This window comes from Paenibacillus sp. FSL H3-0302 (assembly GCF_037982245.1).
In the GTDB taxonomy this organism is placed as follows: Bacteria; Bacillota; Bacilli; order Paenibacillales; family Paenibacillaceae; genus Paenibacillus_AQ; species Paenibacillus_AQ odorifer.
This window is the reverse complement of record NZ_CP150284.1, coordinates 5,536,526-5,555,190: the sequence shown is the minus strand read 5'-3', so window position 1 is coordinate 5,555,190 and position 18,665 is coordinate 5,536,526. Positions and strand designations below refer to the sequence as shown.

The following is an 18,665-nucleotide window of genomic DNA, read 5'->3' as shown; positions in this document are numbered from 1 at the left end:
TGAGAAGTTTTAAGTCACTGAGCAGTGACTTATTTTTTTTTTGAGAACGGACTTTTTGACGATTTTAAGAACTAGTAGGCCCTAATGTTTCCTTTTTGCTATCACAACCTTATAAATTAGCTAAAAATAACTCATCCTAACCGTAGCGAACCTACGGTTTTTTATTTATAATAATTATTATCTGGATTTCATAAAGCGTTCAAAAAATCTGTAAAAAGTCTTATTTTCGTGTGATATACTTAACACAGTGTTTTGAGATGTTGTGAAAGTGAACGGTATGTAAGATATTAATTTATATAATTGGATTTCAGCAACTTATAGAGACTAGGATGGTGAACTATCGATGCACATCGTCGTCGTTGGCCTGAATTATCGTACGGCTCCCGTGGAGGTTCGGGAACAGTTTGCTTTTGCGGAAAGTGATCTTCCGGCAGCGCTCCATCAACTGATGAAGACGAAGGGTGTGCTAGAAGGGGTCTTAGTAGCTACCTGCAACCGTACGGAAATTTATGTGGTGATGGACCGCCTTCATATGGCTGGTTATTTCATCCGCGGCTTTATGGAGCAATGGTTTGGTGTGAAAAGCGAGCAATTTGCTCAGCATATGTATATTTATGAAGACGAACAGGCGATTGCGCATTTGTTCCGCGTGACCTGCGGCCTGGATTCCATGGTGATTGGGGAGACGCAGATCCTGGGACAGGTGCGGAGTTCTTTTCTCACAGCTCAGGCTGAGGGTGTAACTGGAACTTGGTTCAATCGGTTGTTCAAGCAAGCGGTGACGCTCGGCAAAAGAGCACATAGTGAAACGTCAATCGGCGAGAGCGCAGTATCGGTCAGTTATGCGGCTGTGGAGCTGGGCAAGCGGATTTTTGGCATGTTCACTGGGAAAAAAGTGCTGATTCTCGGCGCCGGCAAAATGAGCGAGCTTACCGTGAAACATCTATACAGTAGTGGTGCGGCAGAAGTGATTGTCGCTAACCGTACGCTGTCGCGTGCGATTGAATTGGCGGAGAAGTTCTCGGGTAAGCCAAGCACGATTGAAGATGCGTTAACAACTCTAAATGAAGTAGATATCGTGATCAGCTCAACAGGAGCAGACGGGTATGTGCTTACGGCTGATAAGGTAGCGCATGCTATGAAACGCCGCCCTTCGCGGCCGCTTTTTATGATTGATATTGCTGTACCACGTGATATTGATCCTGCGGCGGCAAGTGTGCCGGATGTTTTTTTGTATGATATTGACGATCTGGAGGGCATTGTGGAGAACAATCTGGAAATGCGCCGAAGTGAAGCTGCGAAGATTGAAGTGATGATCAGCGAAGAAATGGATGAGTTCCAACTGTGGCTCAAGACGCTTGGGGTAAGACCGGTGATCCGGGCGCTCCAGGATAAATCGAATACGATTCATGAAGAAACGATGGAGAGTCTGTTCAACAAGCTGCCCGAGCTGGACGAGCATCAGCGGAAAGTGATCCGCCGCCTGACTAAAAGTATCGTGAACCAGATGATGCATGATCCGATCAATGTAATTAAAGAGCTGTCCGGCGGTAAGCAAGGGAATGAAGCTCTTGATTATTTTTCCAAAATCTTTGCGTTGCAGGAACAGCTCAAATCCGATTCAGATGATGGAGACATTGCCCCGGTGAAGCAGTCTAGTTCTGGAGAACGTACGGCTGGCAGCGCTGATTTCTCTGTGCCTAAAACGGCGCTTGCTCCGGCAGGCTTGCTGGGTGGGTGAATAATATGCAACTGCTGAACGGAATATATGATGCCGCTCTGCTGGTCTATGCCCTGAGCCTGCTGTTTGTTTTCTCGGATTGCCTTAAAAGGAGTCCGGGTGGGAAGCGGTTAGGCACGGGGCTTCTTGTTGTTGTGGGTCTTTTGCAAGTTGCAGGACTTGGAATTCGTTTCTCTCAGGAGAAAGGCCTGCCTATTTTTACACCTTATGATTTCTTGTTTTGGTTCGCGTTTAGTATTGTGCTGACTTCGCTTGCGGTGGCTTTTACACGTGGTGGCGAGTTTACGATTTTGCTCCTCAGTATGGCTGGGTTTAGTGTTTTTTTGCTTAATCGGGTGTGGCTGACGGCGGGTGGACATACGCTTGAGACTTGGAGTGCGGTGTATGGCTGGCTGACGATGCATGTGATTTTGGCAAATATGAGTTTTGCAGCACTGACGTTAGGAACGGTATTTGCAATATTGTACTTGTTCCTGCACACCAGACTCAAAAGCAAGAAATGGAGCGACCGGATCCGTCGTTTGCCGAACCTGGAGACTACAGATAAATACTCTTACACCGCTATTTTGGTGGGCACTCCTTTGCTGGGAATATCGCTGGTGGTGGCGGGTTTATCTATAGTATCTGAGGGACGGACGCTTTTATTGAAGGATTTAAAAGTATTAACGACTCTTATCGGTCTTGGGATTTACATATTTTATATTATCTTTAAGAAGTCCGGGCGGAAAAGTGGAGTAAGTATGGCTCGCTGGGCGATTTTAGGATATGCTTTTATTATCTTAAATTTTCTGTTGAATTCTTGGTCTGATTTTCACGGTTGGAGCGGGGAGTGAAGGGCATGACGCGTTATTTACCCATAATGCTGGATTGTGAAGGGCAGCACTGTGTGGTTATTGGCGGTGGTGTCGTGGCTGAACGTAAGGTGAGCGGGCTGTTGGAAGCTGGAGCGGCGGTTAAGGTGATTAGTCCTTCTTTGACAGATCCGCTTGATTCTCTAGCTGAAAAAGGTCTTCTGATCTGGATGGACCGTACTTATGCTCCCGGAGATCTCCGTGGGGCCTTTCTCGTATATGCAGCCACTAACGATAGGGCGGTTAATGAAGAGGTTGCGCGGGAGTCTAGACGGCTTGGAATTCATGTGAATGTGGCCAGCCATGCGGAAGCGGGAAACTTTATCACGCCCGGAGTGGTTCGGAGGGGACGTTTGACGGTAGCTGTATCTACTTCGGGTGCTGGCCCGCTTGCGGCAACGAAGATCAAAAATGTGCTTGAAAAAGCGCTGGATGCGGCGTATGAGCCATATTTGGATTTTGTGCATGCCATGCGAACCCGGATTAAGGAAAAAGAACCTTCTGCTGAAGTTCGTGGAAGGCTTTTGCGGAAGCTTGGCACGCTGGATGTGTTGAACGAGATGAGTAAGGGTACCTTCATAGCGTGGAGCCCGGAGGATATGGACGCTTGGATTGCTGAGCAACGGGTGGAGTAAAAGTGCGCGTGGACACTGTAAAGATTAGAAAATTGGGTTAGATTAAGATATGAAGTGGATGAGCGGTTTTGAGTAACTATAATGAATGGCTGAGTTGGCTCGTAGTGGCTGGGATGGCGGAATGTACGGTAAAAATACTGTTGAATCGAGCTTAAGTAGCTGAGATGGTGGAATGTACGGTATAAATCCCGTTGAATGGAGCTTAAGTAGCTAAGATGGTGGAATGTACGGTATAAATACTGTTGAATTGAGCTTAAGTAGCTTGGATGGCGGAATGTACGGTATAAATGCTGTTGAATTGGGCTTAAGTAGCTGAGATGGTGGAATGTACGGTATAAATACTGTTGAATTGGGCTTAAGTAGCTGAGATGGCGGAATGTACGGTATAAATGCTGTTGAATTGGACTTAAGTAGCTGAGATGGTGGAATGTACGGTAACAATGCCCTTAAAATAAGCAACAGTCGTCGAAGGAGCTAAATAAAAGGCAAAAATGCCTTTAAATTGAGCAACAACAGCCAATTTAGCAAAAAGAGAGGCACAAATGCCCTCTAAATAAGCAACAGTCGTCGAAGGAGCTAAAAGAAAGGCAAAAATGCCTTTAAATTGAACAACAACAGCCAAATTAGCAAAAAGAGAGGCAAAAATGCCCTATAAATGAGCAACAATCGCCGAAGGAGCTTATGAAAGGCAAAAATGCCTCAAATTTGGTGGGGATCATCCGAAGTAGCGAATTCAAAGGCAATAATGCCTTTTTTAGAGTGAGAGTAGTTAATTGGTTAGTTTGGGTTTGGATTTCTAGTGCAAGGTTCTGCGGTGAAGAGTAAGAGGCGAACGTTACCAGGAGGAATGGACAAATGCGTAAGGTTATAGTGGGGAGTAGACAGAGCGCGCTTGCGTTGACGCAAACGGGACATGTGATTGCTGATCTGGAGCGACTTAGCGAGGAGCATGGTTTTGGTTTTACTTTTGAAGTGAAAAAGATCGTCACCAAAGGTGACCGCATTCTTGACGTTACTTTATCCAAGGTAGGCGGCAAAGGGTTGTTCGTGAAAGAAATCGAGCAAGCGATGCTGGAAAAAGAAATCGACATGGCGGTGCACAGCATGAAGGATATGCCATCCGAGTTACCGGATGGGTTGATCAATGGTGCTGTGCCGAAGCGTGTCGATCCGCGTGATGTTTTGATCTCTAACGGAGGCGTCTCGCTAAACGAGCTGCCTCAGGGTGCACGCGTAGGCACGAGCAGCCTACGCCGATCCAGCCAGCTCGCTGCGCTGCGGCCTGATCTGGTCATTGAGCCCGTGCGCGGCAACATTGACTCGCGGCTGCGCAAGCTGGAGAGCGGCGAATACGACGCAATCCTGCTGGCAGCGGCGGGGCTGTCACGCATGGGCTGGCAGGATCGCGTGAGCGCCTACCTGCCGCCGGAGGTTTGCCTGCCCGCTGTAGGGCAGGGCGCACTCGGCATCGAGTGCCGCGCAGATGACGTTGACCTGCGGAAGCTGCTGGCATTATACAACGACGCCGATACGGCATTAACGGTAGCGGCGGAGCGCACGTTCCTTGGCGTGCTGAATGGCGGCTGCCAAGTGCCGATTGGTGCTCATGCGGTGCTTGACACAGCCGCCAAAGCTGCTACCGCTGAGCACAAAGTAATCTCGTTAACGGGGATGGTGGGAACACCGGACGGTTCAACGATTTTGAAAGAAACTTGCACGGGGATTGACCCGGTACAGCTCGGCGAAGAAGTCGCTAAAAAGCTGATTGCAAGAGGAGCGGAGAAGATACTGTCAGACGTTAGGGGATGAGTGGATTGACGGGGAAGGTTTATTTGGTAGGTGCAGGTCCCGGGGACGCAAAGCTGATTACTGTGAAAGGCCTCGAGTGTATCCAAAAAAGCGACGTACTGGTGTATGATCGCTTGGCAAGTCCTAGATTGCTGAAATGCATGAAACCCGGCGGGGAGAAGATTTATGTAGGCAAGCTGCCGGATCGCCACACGATGAAGCAGGAAGAGATTAATCAATTGTTAGTTGATTTGGCTTTACAGGGGAAAACAGTGGTGCGGCTTAAGGGTGGGGACCCTACGATTTTTGGCCGGGTGGGTGAAGAAGCGGAGCTGCTGCGCAAAAATGGGATCTATTACGAAATCGTACCGGGCATCACGTCAGCGATCAGTGTACCTGCCTATGCGGGTATACCTGTTACGCACCGCGATCATGCCTCTTCCCTATCGATTATCACCGGGCATGAGAGTCCGGATAAACTGGATCATTCCATTCATTGGGATAAAGTAACGAACGCCACGGGAACGTTAGTGTTTCTAATGGGCGTAGCTAAAATAGGTTATATCAGCGCTCAGCTGATCAAGCACGGGCGGCCGCCAGAAACACCAGTGGCACTTGTGCGCTGGGGCACCCGCGCGGATCAGGAGACGCTGACGGGAACCCTCGCCGATATTGAGGCGAAGGTGAAGGCGGCGGATTTTCAGCCGCCGGCAGTCATCGTCGTCGGCGACGTGGTGCTGCAGCGTGAGCAGCTGAAGTGGGTCGAGGCGATGCCGTTATTCGGCAAACGCATCGTGGTGACACGGGCTCGCAGCCAAGCAAGCGAGCTGGTGGATAGAATTGAAGAACTCGGCGGGGAACCCTATGAGTTCCCGGTGATCGAGACGATCATGCCGGAAGGGGCAGAGAAGAAGGCGAAGATTGCTGCGGCGTTTGGCGCGCTGGAATCGTACGACTGGGTATTCTTCACTAGCCCGAACGGCGTGGAGTTTTTTTGGCGCCACTTGGCGGAGCTGGGGGCGGACATTCGCGGGCTACACCGCGCGCGTATTGCAGCGGTGGGACCAGGCACAGCCGCCGCGCTGGCGCAGCGCGGGGTGATTGCTGAAGAACTTCCGGCAAAGTTTCAGGCGGAAGGTCTGATTGAGACGTTCGGTCCCCAGCTGCTGCCGGGGCAGAACGTGCTATTGCCGCGCGGCGATCTGGCGCGGGACTGGCTGCCGGACAAGCTGAGAGAGCTTGGCCTTCAGGTGACAGACGTGGATACCTATGAGACGGTTGTCACGGGTGAGGATGACGTCGAGCTGCTGAAGCTGCTAGAGGAAGGTCGCGTTCACGCGGTAACCTTCACCAGCTCGTCAACCGTGCGTAATTTCATACACATCCTGAAACGGATGGGGCTTGAAGATCCGCTCCCGCTGCTTGCAAATGTGAAAATCGCCTGCATCGGCCCGTTAACGGAGCAGACTGCGGTAGACGCGGGACTGACACCGGGTCTCTTGTCTGAAGAGGCAACCATAGATGGTTTGGTGCAGGAGCTCTGCCGCTGGAATGCGGAGACTCAGCTGCAGTAGCGCTCGGATCGAGGATAAAACGAAGCAATAGTTTACAGGTGTGCTTAGCTTACGCAGCTTACTTTCTGGTGGGAAGGTAGAAGCTGATTACTCTGCGGGGAGAGTAGTAGCTGTTCAACGGAGAAAGGCAGTGCCTGCTTAGAAATATAGCGCTCAGCTTATATTTAGTTAGATTATAGGCTAGAGTTTTGTTCGTAGTTACTAAATAGTTCGTGGTTACATGTGTGTTCGTAGTTACTAAATAGTTGGGGTTACATGTGAGTTTAGAGTTTGTTCATAGTTACTAAATAGTTCGTGGTTACACGTGAGTGGGTAGTTATTAATGAGTTCGCGGTTACTTTTACTAACTAACATTTGTTAGTTTACGCGCCGTTATATCTACGCTCAAAAGTGCCACATCGCTACCTTCAAGTAACATATAAATTGAACTCCGAACGTAGTTACTTATGGAGTTCGGAGGATAATATTTGGTTGTAAACTAACTGGTATGTAGAGAATATGCAGTAGGTTAATGTGAGCAGATCTGCTTGAGGTTTAGGTTTAGTTGTACTTCATACAATTAAATTTTCTATATATCAGCTAAAGTCGAGTTTAGTTGTAGTATGTGCAATTAAATATCCGCTAAATGAGGAATCTTCGCACTTTTGTAATAAATAACTGTAGAGAATGCAACTAAAGCTTACAATTAGGACAAAACATCGAGATAGTTGCACAAACTACAACTATACGTAGTTAGCCAGTGGTCGGCGGTTTGGTTGTAGCTAATTAAGACTTGGCTGCGGCTAGTTGTAGTTTGCTGCCAGACACATAATTTGGTTTTATATTTTATTTTTCAGGAGGATGAACAAATGAGCTTTCCAATTACACGTCACCGCCGTTTGCGCGGCTCTGCTGGAATTCGTGGCATGGTGCGGGAGACGATACTGAATGTGCTGGATATGGTACAGCCTATTTTTGTGACTTATGGAACAGGTGTGAAGAATGAGATTAGCTCGATGCCGGGTGTGTATCATTTTTCGCTGGATACGTTAAAAGCAGAAGTGGACGAGATTGCCGCACTAGGCATCCCGGCTGTATTGTTGTTCGGGATTCCTGAGACGAAGGATGCTATCGGTTCTTCCGGTTTTGCAGAGGATGGAATTGTGCAAGAGGCTACTCGCTTGATCAAGCAGTGGTACCCAGAGCTGTTGGTCGTTGCAGATACCTGCCTTTGTGAATTTACGGATCACGGACATTGTGGAATGGTGCATACGCATACGGTGAATGGTGTGGTCCATGGCGATGTTATCAACGATGCCTCGCTGGAGCTTTTGACTCGTACGGCGGTATCCCAAGCAAAAGCTGGAGCAGATATTATCGCCCCTTCCAACATGATGGATGGATTTGTTCACGCAATTCGTGCGGGACTTGATGAGAACGGCTTTGAGCATGTGCCGATTATGTCGTATTCGGTCAAATATGCTTCGGCATTTTATGGCCCTTTCCGCGAAGCAGCGGATTCAGCACCACAGTTCGGGAATCGCAAAACATATCAAATGGACCCTGCCAATCTGCGCGAAGCACTCCGTGAAGCAGAATCCGATGTGCTGGAAGGCGCGGATATGTTAATGGTGAAGCCAGCTCTGGCTTACCTAGATGTGATTCGTACGATTCGTGATCAGTTTGATCTTCCTTTGGTGGCTTATAATGTGAGTGGAGAATATTCCATGGTAAAAGCAGCGGCACTGCAAGGCTGGATCGACGAGCAAGCCGTTGTGCTGGAAATGCTGACGGGCATGAAACGTGCTGGTGCGGACATTATTATTACTTATTTTGCAAAAGATGCAGCCCGCTGGCTGCGCGGCTAATCTTCATCACACCGACATCGCGGCAGCTAATATATGTTTGTACAAGCTTGTGTAACCAAGAAGAGAATAGGAGTGAAGATACATGAGTAATGTGCCAATGGCGCGTAAAGAGGAAGCGTCCCGGAAGGCTTTTGATGAAGCAAAACAATATATTCCCGGCGGGGTGAACAGCCCTGTACGGGCGTTTAAATCCGTAGGTCTGACTCCGATTTATGTGGATCATGGGATAGGTTCGCGAATTTTTGATATCGACGGCAACAGCTTTATCGACTATGTGCTCTCATGGGGTCCGCTGATTATGGGTCATGCGCATCCTGAGGTTGTGAAGGCATTGCAGGAGACGGCGGTAAAAGGGACAAGCTTTGGCGCTCCAACGCTACTCGAAACGGAAATGGCAAAAACTGTTGTTGAACGAGTGGCATCTGTAGATATCGTGCGCATGGTTAACTCTGGAACGGAAGCTACGATGAGCGCGATTCGTTTGGCACGTGGTTACACTGGGCGCAGCAAAATCTTGAAATTTGAAGGCTCCTACCACGGTCACGCCGATAGTCTGCTTATTAAGGCTGGCTCTGGTGTAGCTACATTGGGCTTGCCGGATAGCCCGGGTGTCCCAGAAGGCGTTGCAATGAATACCATTACGGTTCCTTACAATGATTTGGAGTCCACTCAGATTGCTTTCGAACGTTTTGGCAATGAGATTGCCGCAGTGATCGTAGAGCCGATTGCCGGCAACATGGGCGTGGTTCCACCGCTTCCAGGCTTCCTGGAAGGGCTTCGTAAATTAACTTCTGACAATGGTTCGCTGCTTATTTTTGATGAGGTTATGACAGGCTTCCGTGTTAATCGTGGCTGTGCTCAAGGCTTGTTCGGGATTACTCCGGATATAACTTGTTTTGGCAAAGTTATCGGCGGCGGACTTCCAGTGGGTGCTTATGGCGGCAAAAGAGAGATCATGGAGCAAATCGCTCCTACTGGACCGATTTATCAGGCGGGCACACTTAGTGGTAATCCATTGGCGATGGCAGCCGGATATACTACGCTCAAGCTGTTGACCCCGGAAGTATATGATCGTCTGGAACAATTGGGTGCACGTCTGGAAGCGGGTTTGAAAAAGAATTCAATTGAGACTGGCATTCCGCTCACTATCAACCGGGTAGGATCAATGGTTTGCCCATTCTTTACTGAAGGACCTGTAATCAATTTTGAAACGGCTAAGTCCAGTGACACGGTTCTTTTCCGTCGTTATTTTGGTCATATGGTAAACCAAGGCATCAGTGTGCCACCTTCACAGTTTGAGGGGATGTTCATATCGGCTGCACATAGTGAGCAAGATATTGATGATACCATTGAGGGCCATTATAATGCCCTGAAGGCCCTTTGAGCATCGGAGCCGGAGAAAGAACCGGTGGTGGCGCTTGGACCCGGCGTGGAGAGTGGCTGGAGGTAACACCCGGCAAAATCATTACTGGAGCCGAGGATACGCAGGCAATGATTGACAAGTGGCTGCTAGAAACTGTAGGTATGCCGGAGAAACTTCATCTGCGGTTACGCCGCGAGGGAGGCATTCAGTGGAAAGGCGACCGGCTTCGGCTGGCGCTTTTTCCCGATCGTGATGCGGGGCTTGAACCGATATGGGAAGAGCTTGAGGTGCTGTATGAGGATGATTTTTGCCTGGTAGCTCATAAACCAGCTGGGCTGGCGGTACATCCAGATGGCAGTGGAACAGGTGTAACTCTGGATCACCTCGTAGCTGCGCATTATATCACTTCCGGCGAAAATGTGGCTGTGCGCCATATTCACCGCTTGGACAAAGATACAACGGGTCCGGTGATGTATGCGAAAAATGAGTTCGCACAGTTAGTCCTGGACGAGAATATGCGTGAAAAAAGCATCTCGCGGCACTACGCCGCGATCGTTGAAGGCATCGTGCCGCCTGCGCTTAAGGTGATCGATGCCCCGATTGGGCGCGATCGGCATCACGCTGCGCGCAGACGGGTCTCGCCCGGCGGACAATCTGCCGTGACGCGAATCATCGAGCGCGAGGCACTGCATGGCGGAAGCCTGGTGCATGTGCAGCTGGAGACTGGACGGACGCATCAGATTCGCGTTCATCTCAGCCATATGGGTCATCCCTTGTATGGGGATGAACTATATGGCGGTCCGGTTTGGGCTTCCAGCGCTGCCGGCCGCCATGCCCTGCATGGCGAGGCATTGTCCTTCCGCCATCCTTGGAGCGGAGAACAGCTGGAAGTCAGCGATCCGTGGCCGGAGGATATGCTGCAGCTGCGAGAGCTGCTGTCTGAAGCACCCTGACAGATACGTAAGTGGCTAAGGAACAGTAGAATCAGCAAAAGCTGGTTCTGCTGTTCTTTTTCTATTTTTTCAGAAAAAAAACATCTATCCATGTCTTATTAATAAAAGCAGCATATAATACTTTGTTCTTACGAAGTAGTGCATCTATCAGCAGGCTGAAGGTTTGGTGAGCTCTTAAATTCATGAAATTTATTAGCATCCTGTCCGGTTAGTACTACCAAAGTTGTCATGCCTCTCTGTTTGAAGCATATACATGTGGGGAGTAACATTTTGGGCTTATGCTCTGGGCCTGTCTCAGGGTTAGATTATGCCAAGAAGGAGGACATATCCCGTGTTTGATCAGTCCCACGGCTTGCGGTTTGATATTTACGAACGCATTCACCTTTCGGAAGAGCTTCCGGGAATAGCTGAGCTGGAGGAGGTTGAACTACTTCCGGAAATTCAGGTGATTCAGCGGGAGGATCGGGCCGAGTTATATGGTCAGCTGTTGCTTACCGGGCTTTACCGGAGTGAAGATGACCGAACACAACGTCTGGAGCATGCCATTCCCGTGGAAATCACTGTTCCGCTTACACGCGTCAGCTCGATTGAAGATATTGGGGTAGAGATTGAGAATTTTGATATCGATCTGCTCACGATGCGCACTGTGAATATAACAGGCGTATTATCGCTGCGGGGGATCGGTGGTGCGGACCCTCAACCTCAACCAGCCTGGCAGCAAGAGGAGTATACAGTCGCCTATTCTCCTGTGAATGATGACAGGGTAGAAGCTACTACGGAGCTACAAGAACAGGAAAATGATGCACTTTATGAAAATTCTCAGTGGACCTTCGGTGAGGATGCCTCACAGGTTGCTGTAGAAGAACATGAGCATGCCGAAGCGAATGAACAGGAAACAGAAGAATCATTAGTCTCAAGTGGAGTCGCTCATACGTCCCCTGTAGTCAATTTCTCATCCGGTCAGGAGAAGGACAAGGGAGCTAAAGCACGGACACATAGTCTGGAGTCCCAAGTTGACGATGCTAAAGCGGGTTTATCCGATTACTGGTTTAAAGCCGAGGCCCAGAACAAAGAGGTTGAGGTGTCTCAGCTGAATCAAGCAAGCAATGTGAGCGAAGAGAACCAACAGTCGGCAGAGGAATATTTTACTCCTAGAGAGACCGCTGTTCCAGCCGTTAGTGCAGATGCAATTCAGGATATCCCTGTATTCGCTTCTGAAAATGAGGCTAATAATGCGCTTTCTAAGCAAGAAGAGAATACTGCGCCGATTAATGAGAATGCGAACGAAGTTTTTGTTTCACAAGAGAGTGTGGCTTCTCATGAGGAGAAACAAGATCTTAAGATCGCCTTGGGCAGTAAAAAAGAAGCAGAAATTCCGGAAAAAGAACATCTCACCTTCTCCTCTTTACTAAGCTCCAGTCGTGTCCGTAAAGAGCAGGAAGCTCTGCAGTCGGAAGGAAACACATCTGCAGCAGTGGACGTTCCAGAGGTTGGCAATAATACGGAATGGAAGAGCAGATTCATTGCCAGCGCGGATGGAGCTAACATGTTCCGCAAAGTTCGGCTGTGTATTGTGCAGCGTGAAGAAACACTGGATACCATAGCAGAGAAGTATCAGCTAAGTGCGCGGGAGCTGGTAATGTATAATCGCTTATCCGGGCAGAGTGTAGAGGAAGGTCAAGTGTTGTACATCCCGTAATCGAATCGTGATGCGTACACACATGAATAGGTGAATCCCGATCAGGTATTAGGATCGGGATTTTTGCTGTTTCATTGTTGGAAGGGATGCTTCAGAAGAAATAAGTCGAAATTCAGCCTAAAGTCCCGCTGCAAAGGCGTATCCAGGTTGACTAGGGGGGGCTCAAAATGTATTATGGAGTAAGCAATATCTAAGTAAAGACTGGGAACGGGAAGAGTAGGCGGTCAGCCCTTCAGAGAGCGGAATTGCAAGTGCTGTGACATTCCGTAGGAAACAGCCCCCGAAGTCGCCCCGGAGTCGCCCTTCTGAGCTTATCTTCATATTTGTGAAGGATAAGTTAGGTTGTGGCCGGTAGCAGCCGTTATCTGTACGAGTGTCGCGCTAAGCTTCTGAATCCGTAGGGTAAGAAGTGTAGTTTTATTTTTCATTGGCGCGAAACAAAGGTGGTACCGCGAAAGAATGACCTTTCGTCCTTTGAGACGAGGGGTCTTTTTGTTTTTTTCAGAGACCTGTGTGCTCTATACAGCAACTTTATTAACAACTATAAGCAACTACAAGTAAACTAGTGGAGGTATCAGAGAATGGCTGACCAAAACCATCTAACAGCGGCAGATGCTGCTGCTACGAATGAATCTAAAAACGAGATGCCAACAACGTATGATCCGAAGGCAGCAGAACAGAAATGGTATTCCTACTGGACAGAGGGCGGATATTTCCGCGCAGGCCAGCGTCCGGATGCTAAAGCCTATAGTATTGTGATCCCGCCGCCAAACGTAACGGGAATGCTGCACATCGGGCATGCGCTCGATTTCACATTACAGGATATCCTGATTCGTACTAAACGGATGCAGGGCTTCGATACGCTTTGGTTGCCAGGTACGGACCACGCAGGTATTGCAACACAAACGAAGGTAGAGCAGAAGCTGCGCGAGCAGGGGATTTCTAGACATGACCTCGGACGTGAGAAGTTCCTGGAGCAGGTGTGGGATTGGAAAGACAAATACGCGAACACCATTCATGAGCAGTGGGCAAAAATGGGACTTTCCCTTGACTACTCCCGCGAGCGTTTTACCCTCGATGAGGGTTTGTCGAAGGGAGTTCGCGAGGTATTTGTTAAGCTTTATAATAAAGGCTTGATCTATCGCGGTAAACGTATCATCAACTGGGACCCGGCGGCTCGTACGGCGTTGTCGGATATCGAGGTTGAATATAAGGAAGTTAACGGTCATCTGTACCACCTGCGTTACCCCCTTAAAGATGGCAGCGGACATATCACTGTAGCGACCACACGTCCGGAGACGATGCTGGGTGATACGGCAGTTGCTGTTCATCCTGAGGATGATCGTTATAAAGATCTGATTGGTAAAACCCTGATCCTGCCGATTATCGGCCGGGAGATTCCAATTATCGCTGACGAGTATGTAGATAAAGAGTTTGGTAGCGGTGCGGTTAAGATCACGCCAGCTCATGATCCAAATGACTTCGAGGTAGGTCAACGGCACAATTTGCCGCAGATCAACGTAATGGATGAGAGCGGTACGATGAACGAAGAAGCAGGACCTTACCAAGGTCAAGACCGGAGTGAATGCCGTAAGGCCATCACGGCGGATCTGAAGGAGCAAGGCGTTCTGATCTCTATTGAAGATCATGTGCATCAAGTTGGACACAGTGAACGTTCAGGAGCGGTTGTTGAGCCGTACCTGTCCACACAATGGTTCGTGAAGATGCAGCCGCTCGCCGAAGCTGCCATCAATGCACAGAAGGATGGTAATGGGGTTAACTTTGTACCTGAACGGTTCGAGAGAACCTACCTGAACTGGATTGAAAACGTACGCGACTGGTGTATTTCCCGTCAGCTTTGGTGGGGGCATCGTATTCCGGCTTGGTATTCTGAATCTACCGGTGAGCTGGTTGTGGCGAATGACGAGGAAGAAGCGCGCCGGATCAGCGGCTTAACCGACCTGAAACAGGACGAGGATGTTCTGGATACTTGGTTTAGCTCCAACCTCTGGCCGTTTGCAACCCTAGGCTGGCCGAATGAAGACAGTGCAGATTTCAAACGTTACTATCCGAACGATGTGCTCGTAACGGGCTACGATATTATTTATTTCTGGGTAGCGCGGATGATCTTCTCGGCACTGGAATTCACCGGAGAGAAACCATTCTCGGACGTATTGATGCATGGTTTGGTACGGGATGCTGAAGGACAAAAAATGTCCAAATCACTCGGCAACGGTGTAGATCCGCTTGAGGTTATCGAGAAGTATGGCGCAGATGCTATGCGTTATATGATTTCTACCGGCAGCACAGCGGGTCAGGATTTACGCTTCCGCTGGGAAAAGGTAGAGCAGGCGCGTAATTTCGCTAATAAGATCTGGAATGCGTCACGCTTCGCCCTCATGAATCTTGAAGGAGTTAGCTTCGAGAATATTGACATTACTGGGGAGCTAACTACGGCTGACCGTTGGATTTTACACCGTCTGAACGAAACTTCTCGTGAAATTACGCGTCTAATTGACTCGTACGAGTTCGGCGAGACCGGCCGCCAGCTGTACAACTTCATTTGGGACGATTTGTGTGACTGGTATATTGAGTTCGCGAAGCTGTCGCTTTACGGAACGGATGCCGCAGCCAAAGCGAAGACACAGTCCGTACTTGCTTATGTACTCGACCGCACGATGCGCTTGATCCATCCGTTTATGCCGTTTATTTCGGAGGAAATCTGGCAGCATCTGCCGCATGAAGGAGAGACAATCACTTTGGCTGCTTGGCCTGAGTATGATGCTGCTCTGGAGAACCCGCAAGCGGTAGCGGAAATGAACCTGCTGATGGATGTAATCCGGGCAGTTCGTAATATCCGTGCTGAAGTAAATGTACCGATGAGCAAAAAGGTTGATTTGATTATTAAAGCGAGCAATGAGGAAACACTGAGCATCATTACTCGTAACGACAACTACATCGGACGTTTCTGCAATACCTCTTCTTTCGAAGCTGGCCTGAATCCGGAAACGCCAGACAAGGTAATGTCCGCTGTAGTAACGGGAGCGGAACTGCTTCTGCCTTTGTCGGGGCTGATTGATATTGAACAAGAAATCGCTCGTCTGGAAAAAGAAGTGCAGACGCTGAACAGCGAAGTAGAACGCGTAGAGAAAAAGTTGAGCAATCAGGGCTTCGTGGCCAAAGCTCCCGCAAAAGTTATCGAAGAGGAGCAGGCGAAGCAGGCAGATTATTCTGCCAAACGTGAGAAAGTACTTGCCCGCATAGCAGAGCTGAGAGGATAAGAGACATGGATGACCTAAATCGGGGCGGGAGCACCGCCCCTCTTGCGACATATACCGAAGCGGTTAACTGGATCAAGGGCCTGATTCCTTTTGGAATCCGGCCAGGTTTAGACAGAATTGAGATGTTGATGGACAAGCTGGGAAACCCGCACCGTCGGCTGAAATTTATTCATGTGGCGGGTACCAACGGCAAAGGCTCCACCTGTGCTTTTTTGACAAGCGCACTTTTGCAAAGCGGCTATTCTGTCGGCACCTTCACGTCTCCGTATATTACGAAGTTCACGAACAGGTTCCAATATAATAATACGGACATTCCTGAAGAAACTCTTCTTGAGCTAGTGAATACCCTTCGTCCTTTGGTAGATGAGATTGCAGAAACGGAATTTGGCTCACCAACGATGTTTGAGGTAACTACAGCTGTGGCCATTCTATTTTTTGCGGGTGTTTCTTGTCCGGATGTTGTCGTATGGGAGACTGGGCTTGGGGGAAGGCTGGATGTAACGAACATCGTTACTCCGATCGTGTCGGTGATTACAAATGTCGGCCATGACCATATGGATATTCTGGGAGATACGCTTGAGAAGGTTGCAATGGAGAAAGCCGGGATTATCAAACCCGGTGTACCAGTTGTTAGCTGCGTAAATCAACCGGAAGTCGTGGCTGTACTCAAGGAGAAAGCGGCGGCTTGCCGCTCTACTCTTTATCTTGCCGGAGAAGATTTTAGCTATGAAGCTACTGGAATCCATGGGGATGTGCAGACCTTTAACTTTAAGGGTCCCTTCCGTTCGCTTGAACTTGGGATTGTGATGAAAGGCGAACACCAGATTAGCAATGCGGCGGGAGCCATGATGGTTCTTGAAGTTTTGCGCCAGTATATGGCGTTCATGCTAGAGGATGAAGATGTTCTGGAAGGATTGCGTCATGCATTTTGGGCTGGAAGGCTGGAAGAGGTAAGTAAATCTCCGAGGATCGTACTGGATGGAGCACATAATCCGGAAGGCGCGGAGAGCCTTGCCAAAAGCCTGCCACAGCTCTATAAATACGGTAAATTAAATTTACTTATGGGAATGATGGCAAATAAGCATCATGAATCCTACTTTAAGCATATACTGCCTATAGTGGATACGCTCATCCTGACCGAACCGGATTTCCAGAACAAAATGGACGCGGAGCATCTGCAGGTTATCGCAGAAAGTCTGCGGGATAAATATGCCAAGGAAAACTTGGTAATCATAGTAGAACATAATTGGGGAAAAGCGCTGCAACAACTGAAGTCGATTACAGCGGAGGATGACCTTGCCGTCGTATCTGGTACGCTGTATTTGATTTCTGACGTGCGCGGTACACTTTTGCAGCAACCCGATACTGAAAAAGGCTGGTGACGACTGTTGGATACTACTGAACGTGTGCATTTTATAGGGATCGGCGGCTACGGTATGAGCGCGATTGCCCGAGTAATGCTAGAAATGGGATATACGGTTACGGGCTCCGATGTGGCTGCCCAAGAATTGACGGATAAATTGATTGCTAAAGGTGCCAAGATTTATATTGGGCATACAGCAGAACAAGTAAAAGGTGCGGATCTCGTCGTGTACTCTACGGCTTTGTCCAGCGATAATGTGGAATGGGTGGAAGCAGAGCGTCTTAAGATTCCAATTCTGCACCGCTCACAAATGTTAGCCCGTTTATTGAACGAACGTAAAGGGGTAGCCGTTGCCGGAGCGCATGGTAAAACAACTACATCCTCTATGATCGCACTTGTAATGGAAGAGTGTGAAGTTGATCCTACGTATATTATCGGCGGAGAGATTATGAACGTCGGTACGAATGCAAAGGCAGGACAAGGCGATTATGTAGTGGCGGAAGCGGATGAGAGTGATGGCTCTTTCTTGCACTATCACCCTTGGCTTGGAATTGTCACGAATGTGGAAGCAGATCACTTGGAGAATTACGGCGGAGATTTTAACCGTCTCAAGGCTGCTTATGTACAGTTTATGAACCAGACCCGTGAAGACGGCACTGCGATTGTGTGTGCAGATGACGAGAATGTGATTTCTTTATTGCCTGAAGTGTCAGGTAAGGTGATTACTTACGGCATCAAGTCGAAGACAGCAGATTATATTGCCACAGACATCGTTCTTGGCGACCGTCAAGTTTCGTATACGATGAACCATAATGGCGTAGTATTGGGACAAATTGAACTGTCCGTGCCAGGTCAGTACAATCTGTATAACTCAATGGCTGCGGTTATCGCTTGTCTGAAATCAGGAATCTCTTTTGAGAAAATCGCTGAAGCGATCGTGAAATTCCATGGTGCGAAGCGCCGTTTTCAAGTGCTCGGAGAAGTCGATGACATTCTGGTCATCGATGATTATGCGCATCACCCAACTGAAATTCAGGCGACAATCAGTGCTGCTAAGGCAACGGGGAAACGGATTATTGCCGTATTCCAGCCTCAGCGGTATACACGTACGTTCTTCCTGCTAGATGCTTTCAGCCGCGCCTTTAGCGAAGCAGATGAGGTGATCATCACCGACATCTACTCTCCGGCAGGTGAGAAGCAGATTGAGGGGGTTACATCTGCGAAGCTGGTTGAGCTTATTGTGCAGAACAGTAACGCTGGTGCAAGACATCTGCCAACCAAAGAAGATGTGCTTGCTGATCTGAAACCTCGTATTGCCCCAGGTGACCTAGTGATTACGATGGGCGCAGGCGATATCTGGAAGGTTGGATACGCATTGGCGGACGGCTTGAAGAAGCGTTAATACAAACACAGGCCTACACGAGAATATTCATATTCTCTTGACCATAGCACTTCCCCCCGAGCTCCGTGCAGGGGGAAGTGCTTTTTTGTATACTTAAGCGGTGGATGTACATTCTAAAAAATGAAATAAATAGGGTATTTGCTGAACCAGCCATTGAGTGCTATAGTG

General features: G+C 48.8%; 13 protein-coding genes and 1 other annotated feature. Of the genes, 12 read left to right on the top strand and 1 reads right to left on the bottom strand.

Annotated features, from left to right (window positions below):
• Window positions 1-343 precede the first annotated feature (343 nt).
• From hemA to MHH50_RS24785, 3 genes are read left to right on the top strand one after another with little or no spacing between them, the layout of a single operon-like run.
• Window positions 344-1,741 (top strand): glutamyl-tRNA reductase, encoded by a 1,398-nt coding sequence (hemA, locus tag MHH50_RS24795; protein WP_076194493.1) that lies wholly within the window; start codon window positions 344-346, stop codon window positions 1,739-1,741.
• Window positions 1,742-1,746: 5 nt separating this feature from the next.
• Window positions 1,747-2,574, top strand: coding sequence for a cytochrome c biogenesis protein CcsA (gene ccsA / locus MHH50_RS24790; RefSeq protein ID WP_036685126.1), 828 nt, complete (start codon window positions 1,747-1,749; stop codon window positions 2,572-2,574).
• 5 nt (window positions 2,575-2,579) lie between these two features.
• Window positions 2,580-3,227, top strand: a complete 648-nt coding sequence (locus MHH50_RS24785; protein ID WP_340033559.1) for an NAD(P)-dependent oxidoreductase — start codon at window positions 2,580-2,582, stop codon at window positions 3,225-3,227.
• Window positions 3,228-3,633: 406 nt separating this feature from the next.
• On the opposite strand, the gene MHH50_RS24780 is transcribed toward MHH50_RS24785, so the two are convergent.
• Entirely contained in the window at window positions 3,634-3,849 is a 216-nt protein-coding gene (locus MHH50_RS24780) for a hypothetical protein (RefSeq protein WP_340033558.1), read from the bottom strand.
• A gap of 233 nt (window positions 3,850-4,082) precedes the next feature.
• Between MHH50_RS24780 and hemC the strand changes: the two genes are divergently transcribed.
• The 9 genes from hemC (at window position 4,083) to murC (ending at window position 18,497) form a co-directional block, all read left to right on the top strand.
• Window positions 4,083-5,036, top strand: a complete 954-nt coding sequence (gene hemC / locus MHH50_RS24775) for a hydroxymethylbilane synthase (RefSeq protein WP_340033557.1) — start codon at window positions 4,083-4,085, stop codon at window positions 5,034-5,036.
• Window positions 5,037-5,041: 5 nt separating this feature from the next.
• The gene (gene cobA / locus MHH50_RS24770; protein WP_340034638.1) at window positions 5,042-6,589 is read left to right on the top strand and encodes a uroporphyrinogen-III C-methyltransferase; all 1,548 of its coding nucleotides are present in this window, start codon (window positions 5,042-5,044) and stop codon (window positions 6,587-6,589) included.
• An 848-nt stretch (window positions 6,590-7,437) separates the two neighbouring features.
• A complete protein-coding gene (gene hemB, locus MHH50_RS24765; protein WP_076129402.1) occupies window positions 7,438-8,436 on the top strand; it encodes a porphobilinogen synthase in 999 nt (332 codons plus the stop codon).
• A 97-nt stretch (window positions 8,437-8,533) separates the two neighbouring features.
• Window positions 8,534-9,820: a glutamate-1-semialdehyde 2,1-aminomutase gene (hemL, locus tag MHH50_RS24760; RefSeq protein WP_076305457.1), complete on the top strand. Its 1,287-nt coding sequence runs from the start codon at window positions 8,534-8,536 to the stop codon at window positions 9,818-9,820.
• Window positions 9,817-10,752 carry an RluA family pseudouridine synthase gene (locus MHH50_RS24755; protein ID WP_256716636.1) on the top strand — a complete coding sequence of 312 codons (936 nt, stop codon included), beginning with the start codon at window positions 9,817-9,819 and terminating at the stop codon, window positions 10,750-10,752. The genes hemL and MHH50_RS24755 overlap by 4 nt, the downstream gene beginning before the upstream one ends.
• A 331-nt stretch (window positions 10,753-11,083) precedes the next feature.
• The gene (locus MHH50_RS24750) at window positions 11,084-12,451 is read left to right on the top strand and encodes a LysM peptidoglycan-binding domain-containing protein (protein ID WP_076280011.1); all 1,368 of its coding nucleotides are present in this window, start codon (window positions 11,084-11,086) and stop codon (window positions 12,449-12,451) included.
• A gap of 194 nt (window positions 12,452-12,645) precedes the next feature.
• Window positions 12,646-12,929: a binding site (T-box leader), on the top strand.
• A gap of 103 nt (window positions 12,930-13,032) precedes the next feature.
• Window positions 13,033-15,732 (top strand): valine--tRNA ligase, encoded by a 2,700-nt coding sequence (locus MHH50_RS24745; RefSeq protein WP_076129400.1) that lies wholly within the window; start codon window positions 13,033-13,035, stop codon window positions 15,730-15,732.
• Window positions 15,733-15,737: 5 nt separating this feature from the next.
• A complete protein-coding gene (locus tag MHH50_RS24740; protein ID WP_076129399.1) occupies window positions 15,738-17,114 on the top strand; it encodes a folylpolyglutamate synthase/dihydrofolate synthase family protein in 1,377 nt (458 codons plus the stop codon).
• A gap of 6 nt (window positions 17,115-17,120) precedes the next feature.
• Window positions 17,121-18,497, top strand: a complete 1,377-nt coding sequence (murC, locus tag MHH50_RS24735; protein ID WP_036685137.1) for a UDP-N-acetylmuramate--L-alanine ligase — start codon at window positions 17,121-17,123, stop codon at window positions 18,495-18,497.
• The last annotated feature ends 168 nt before the right edge of the window (window positions 18,498-18,665 follow it).